At 59.2% G+C, this 5,428-nt stretch carries 4 protein-coding genes and 1 pseudogene; 3 read left to right on the top strand and 2 right to left on the bottom strand.

Translation table 11 applies throughout. The features are described from left to right. Both Q0072_RS02455 and Q0072_RS02450 read left to right on the top strand, forming a co-directional pair. Positions 1-164: pseudogene (locus Q0072_RS02455) on the top strand (succinate dehydrogenase iron-sulfur subunit); the annotation flags it as partial. Between the two features lie 411 nt (positions 165-575). After that, positions 576-3,095 carry a TonB-dependent receptor gene (locus Q0072_RS02450; protein WP_298325223.1) on the top strand — a complete coding sequence of 840 codons (2,520 nt, stop codon included), beginning with the start codon at positions 576-578 and terminating at the stop codon, positions 3,093-3,095. 67 nt (positions 3,096-3,162) lie between these two features. Here Q0072_RS02450 and Q0072_RS02445 read toward each other — a convergent pair whose 3' ends face one another. Next, positions 3,163-3,507 (bottom strand): hypothetical protein, encoded by a 345-nt coding sequence (locus tag Q0072_RS02445; protein ID WP_298325221.1) that lies wholly within the window; start codon positions 3,505-3,507, stop codon positions 3,163-3,165. Positions 3,508-3,677: 170 nt separating this feature from the next. Beyond that, positions 3,678-4,232, bottom strand: a complete 555-nt coding sequence (locus Q0072_RS02440; RefSeq protein WP_298325219.1) for a septation protein A — start codon at positions 4,230-4,232, stop codon at positions 3,678-3,680. 148 nt (positions 4,233-4,380) lie between these two features. On the opposite strand from Q0072_RS02440, the gene Q0072_RS02435 reads away from it, so the two are divergent. Beyond that, positions 4,381-5,355, top strand: coding sequence for a magnesium transporter CorA family protein (locus tag Q0072_RS02435; protein WP_298325217.1), 975 nt, complete (start codon positions 4,381-4,383; stop codon positions 5,353-5,355). The last annotated feature ends 73 nt before the right edge of the window (positions 5,356-5,428 follow it).

The raw sequence follows: 5,428 nt of genomic DNA, 5'->3' as shown, positions 1-5,428 counted from the left end.
GCCGCGATGAGATGACGGGTGAGCGTCTGGACGCGCTGGAGGACCCGTTCCGCCTCTATCGCTGCCATACCATCATGAACTGCACCCAGACCTGCCCCAAGGGTCTGAACCCCGCCAAGGCCATCGCCGAAATCAAGAAGCTGATGGCCGCCCGCGCCGCCTGATCGGCGCAACCGGTTCATCCGCGAATAGACAGGCCGCCGGGCATCGCCCTGGCGGCCCTTTTTATTTTTGCACAGCAGCAAGCGGGCGGCGGTCACAACCCCATACGCCCCCCCCGCATTAAATTTGGCATGGCCACCGTGGAACAGCATTTCGCCGCTGTCCATGCCCGTTTTTCGCTATCTCAAATACCAAGCTGAAAATTATTTTAACAAATAGTTAAAGCTTAGAGCGAGGTCTGATTTCTGCGGTGCAGAGATAAAGAACACAGAGTTCCAAAATTGAGCCAAAAAAATAACCGCCGATTGCTTAAAAGCATTTGGCGGAGGCGGTTGATTTTTATTCGCCATGAACAATAACGACAACCCAAGAAACCAAACCACGTCAAACAGATCACGGAACAGGAGAGCTCTATGACACAACGGAAATGGTTAAAGTCTTTGCCAATCATGCTTTTGGCATCGGGTTTCGCCTTTGACTCCTTCGTCGCCACGGCCGCCGCGCAAGCCACCGATCAGCTTGAAGAAATCATCGTCACCGGCACGCGCCGCATTGACCGAACCATCCTGACATCATCAACGCCCATAGATTCATACAGTTCGGAAGAACTGACACGCCAGGGTACCGCCGACACCAATGCGCTGTTCCAGGCGATTATCCCGTCCTTCAGCGTGCCACAGGCGGCCAATTCCGACGGTTCCTCCTTTGTGCGACCGGCCAATCTGCGCGGTCTGCCGGGTGATGAAACCCTGGTTCTGCTGAACAGCAAGCGCCGCCATCGCTCGGCCCTGGTTCAGATCGGCGGCGGTTCCCTGTCGGAACTGAGCCATTCGGTTGATCTGGGGCAGATCCCTGCCATCGCCATCGACCGGGTCGAAGTGCTGCGCGACGGCGCCTCCGCCCAATATGGCTCCGACGCCATTGCCGGGGTCATTAACATCAACCTGAAAAAGAATGATGAAGGCCTGACCGGCTACGCCCGCTATGGCCAGTTCTACGAAGGCGATGGCCAGGATTATCAGCTTGCCCTGAACAAGGGGTTCAAGCTGGGTGAAAACGGATTCTTCAATCTCAGCGTTGAATATGTGGACAGCGGCGACACCAGCCGTGGCACGCAGCGTCCCGGCGCCTTGAAGGTCCAGCAGGAAAACCCGTCTCTGTCCATCCGCAACCCGGTCCAGAAATGGGGCAAGACCGATCTGGAGTCGGGAAAGCTGTTCGCCAATGGCGGGTTCGATCTGGGGGAGAGCGAGGTCTATTTCTTCGGTAACTATAACCGCACCGAACAATCGGGGGACTTTAACTATCGGCAGCCGGTGAACGCCACGGGCTTCAGCCGTACCGGTCTGTTCGGCAACACGTTTTATCTGGATCGTCTGGCCAATGGCAATTACAGCGCCACCGGCCGTACCTTCAATTTTACCCAGCTTTATCCCAACGGCTTCACGCCGCGCTTCGCCAGCACCATCACCGACGTCTCCCAGACGGTCGGGCTGAAGGGCTCGCTGAACGAGCTGCGGTACGATTTTTCGGGCAGCTACGGGCAGGATAAGATTGATTATAACATCAAGAACACACTCAACCCGTCGTACGGACCGGACACCCCCACCGCATTCTATCTGGGCTACCTGAAACAGACGGAGAGCAACTTTAACGCCGACTTCGCCTATCCGGTGGAAATCGGCACGGCCAGCCCGCTCAACATCGCGTTCGGTGCCGAATACCGGCACAGCACCTATGAGATTGGTGTCGGCGACGATGCCTCGTTCGAGGCTGGACCCTATGCCCGCCAGGTGGTGCAGCGTGCCGATGGCACCACGTTCGCCGTTACCAACGCCGTCGGGTCGAACGGCTATGCCGGTTATGGTCCGGCCGCCGCCGGCAGCACCAGCCAGAAAAGCGGGGCCGCCTATCTTGATCTGGAAACCGACCTGACCGAGGATTTCACCTTCGGGACCGCGGTTCGGTACGAACATTTCAATGATTTCGGCGACACCACCAATTTTAAGGCGTCCGGCCGCTACGCCTTTTCGCCGATGGTCGCCCTGCGCGGTTCGGCCAGCACCGGTTTCCGGGCGCCGACGACTGGTCAGGCCAACACCAACAGCGTGTCCACCAACTTCCTGCCGGGCAGCCCCGACCCGACGGAAACAGCGACCCTGTCGATCACCAACCCGGCGGCCATCTATTTCGGTGCCAAGAAACTGTCACCGGAGAAATCCGTTAACCTGACCGGTGGCCTTGTCATCACCCCGACCGGCAGCCTGTCGCTAACCGCTGATTATTACAACATCAAGGTTAATAACCGTATCGGCAGCTCGCAGGCGTTCACGGTTCGGGCTACGGATCGGGAGGCGCTGCGGCTGCTGGGTGTATCCAATTATGACACGCTGGGTCAGGTCCAGTATCTGACCAATGCCTTCGACACCCGCACCCAGGGCGTCGACGCGATTGTCAGCCATACGTTCAGCGACGATGATTTCGGACGCCTCAGCAGCACCCTGGCCCTGAACTACAACAAGACCGAGGTGACCGACCGCAACCCCCTGATCATCAGCAACGCCCGCGTTGCCAATATCGAGGCGGTGCTGCCGAAGTACCGTGTCATCCTGACCGAAAACTGGAAGCGCGACCAGTGGGCCATTCTGGCCCGCGTCAACTATTACAGCTCGTTCCGGGTGACAGGCAGCAACAATATCGGGCAGACTTTCGGCGACGAGTTTGTCGCTGATTTTGAGGTCAGCTATGATCTGACCGATGCCTACACCATCGCGGTAGGTGCCCAGAACATCTTCGACGCCTATCCGGACAAGGATCGGCGCAGCCTGGATGCCGCCACCGGCCTACCGTTCAACGGCAACCAGTATATCGACAATTCGCCATTCGGCTATAATGGCGGCTTCTGGTATGTCCGCGTCGGCGTGAACTTCTAACACGAACGGTAAGAAGGGGGGCGGGTTGCCGACGTACTTGGCAACCCGCCCCCTTTTTTTCGCGCTGTCAGTTCGGTACAGCCTGCGTCAGCACGCCATCCACAAGGGTGCAGCGTAAGGAGCGGCGCTGCGGCCCCTCGAATGCGTCCCGGCGGCTGGCCATTGTGAAGGGCTGCTGCACGGTCTGAACATTGCCGTTGGTGACCAATTCCGGCAGGTCGAACGCGATCCGGTAGCGATCTCCGAACGAACGGTCCACCTCGCGCCGACAGATATCTGTGGCGGTGCGGGGAACGGGGGATAGCCCGCGTTCGTAATCCCCATCATTGACATTGACCGAACAGGCCCCCAGCACCCCGCCAGCGGCCAGGGCAAGAAAGATAAAGGCGGAAGCACGGACCAGACGCGACATGATGAAATCCCCGATAGATCAATGACCTTCGGGATCATGGACAGGCCCGACCAACCCGCGCAATCGACGTTACCCGCGCGTTACCAACTGAATTGATTACGAAATGAAAAGGATCGTCTGTCGCAAAGCCGTTACCGGGCCGATGCCGCCATGCGTCGGTGTACCGCCCTTCACGATGCAGGCGTATCGCCACCCGGTTCAGGCTTCTGATGTTTCATGATCACCGGGATCTGGGCCATGGAGAAGACCAGCGACAGCGGCATGATGCCGAACACCTTAAAATTCACCCACATTTCGGTGCCGAAATTGCGCCAGACGATTTCGTTGAGCACGGCCAGCAGCAGGAAAAACCAGGCCCAGCGCACCGTCAGGATACGCCAGCCCTCGTCGGTCAGGTCCAGCGCCGCGCCCAGCACCAGTTTCAGCAGGTTGCGTTTCAGCGCTAGGCCGACAAACAACGTCGCCGACAGCAACAGGTTGACCACGGTCGGCTTGATCTTGATGAACAGTTCGTCATTCAGCCACAGGGTGAGCCCGCCGAACACCAGCACAAAAAAGCACCCGACCAGCGGCATGACCGGCAGGCGCCGTTCCAGCAGCCAGTTGACGGTGAGCGCCACCGTGGTGGCGACCATAAACACGCCCGTACCGGCCATCAGGCCGTAGCGGGAATTGATGACGAAGAACAGGGCCAGCGGCCCCGCTTCGAGGGCGAGTTTCAGCATCGGATTCATGGGGCACAGCATGTACCCGGAACCGCGTCGCCGCGCCAGCCTGCGTTTCTGTCCCCCGCGACGAAAACGCCCTTCCCCCCGGCGTGCAGACAAGGTAAAGCCGGGGTGTCAGCAGCACGATACGCGGGAGAGAAGGCCGATGATCCGCGCCTACCGCATGGTTGAAGGTCGCAATGAACCGTTGAACGGCGTGCCGTCGGTGGAGCTTTTGCGACAGGCCTGCTGGATCGACCTGAACGCCCCCAGCACCGCCGACCGGCAACTGGTCGAACAGACCTTCGGTATCGAATTGCCGACTCGTGAGGAAATGCGCGAGATCGAACTGTCATCACGCCTGTACCGGGAAGCGGGAGGTGCCTTTATGACGGCCACGGTACTGTGCCGCGCCGATGCGCCGGTGCCGGAGACCATGGACATCACCTTTGTCCTGACCGGGGAGACGCTGATCACCCTGCGGTTTGACGATCCCAAGCCCTTCTATGGCTTCCATAATCAGGTGACAAAGCAGAGCGTGAAGCTGGAAAGCGGTGTTTCGGCTTTCATCTCGCTGCTGGACGCTGTGCTGGATCGAATCGCCGATGTGCTGGAAGGGGCGGGGCGCGATGTCACGGCGGTGGCGCGTGAGTTGCTCATTGAGGAGCATCAGGGCCACCTGAATTCCGACCAGCAGCACCTGCTGCTGAAACGCATTGCACGGGCCCATGACCTGACCGCCAAGGCCCGGGAAAGCCTGGTGACCCTGACCCGTATCATTGCCTTCACCGGCACGGTGCGTGAACTGGCCAATGACAAGGGCCTGCGGGCGCGGCTCAAGACGCTGAGCCAGGATGCGCAGTCGCTTGCCGACTATACCGCCTTCCTGTCCGCCAATATCGCGTTCCAGTTGGATGCGTTGCTGGGCGTGGTGGGGATCGAGCAGAACAATATTGTGAAAATTTTCTCGGTCGCGGCGGTGGTGTTCCTGCCGCCCACATTGGTGGCCAGCATCTATGGCATGAATTTCCACTTCATGCCGGAACTGGACTGGGAATATGGCTATCCCCTGGCCATCGCCCTGATGATCTTCTCGGTGATCGTGCCATTCCTGTATTTCAAGCGACGGGGGTGGCTCTGACCATCACCCGTCGGTCAGGTCGGGCCGCAGGCGAGCCCTGACAGCAAAGGCTTTCAATCCATATCTGTCAGGG

Origin of the sequence: Asticcacaulis sp. (assembly GCF_027484505.1) — a bacterium.
In the GTDB taxonomy this organism is placed as follows: Bacteria; Pseudomonadota; Alphaproteobacteria; order Caulobacterales; family Caulobacteraceae; genus Asticcacaulis.
This window is presented reverse-complemented; position numbering and strand designations above follow the sequence as displayed.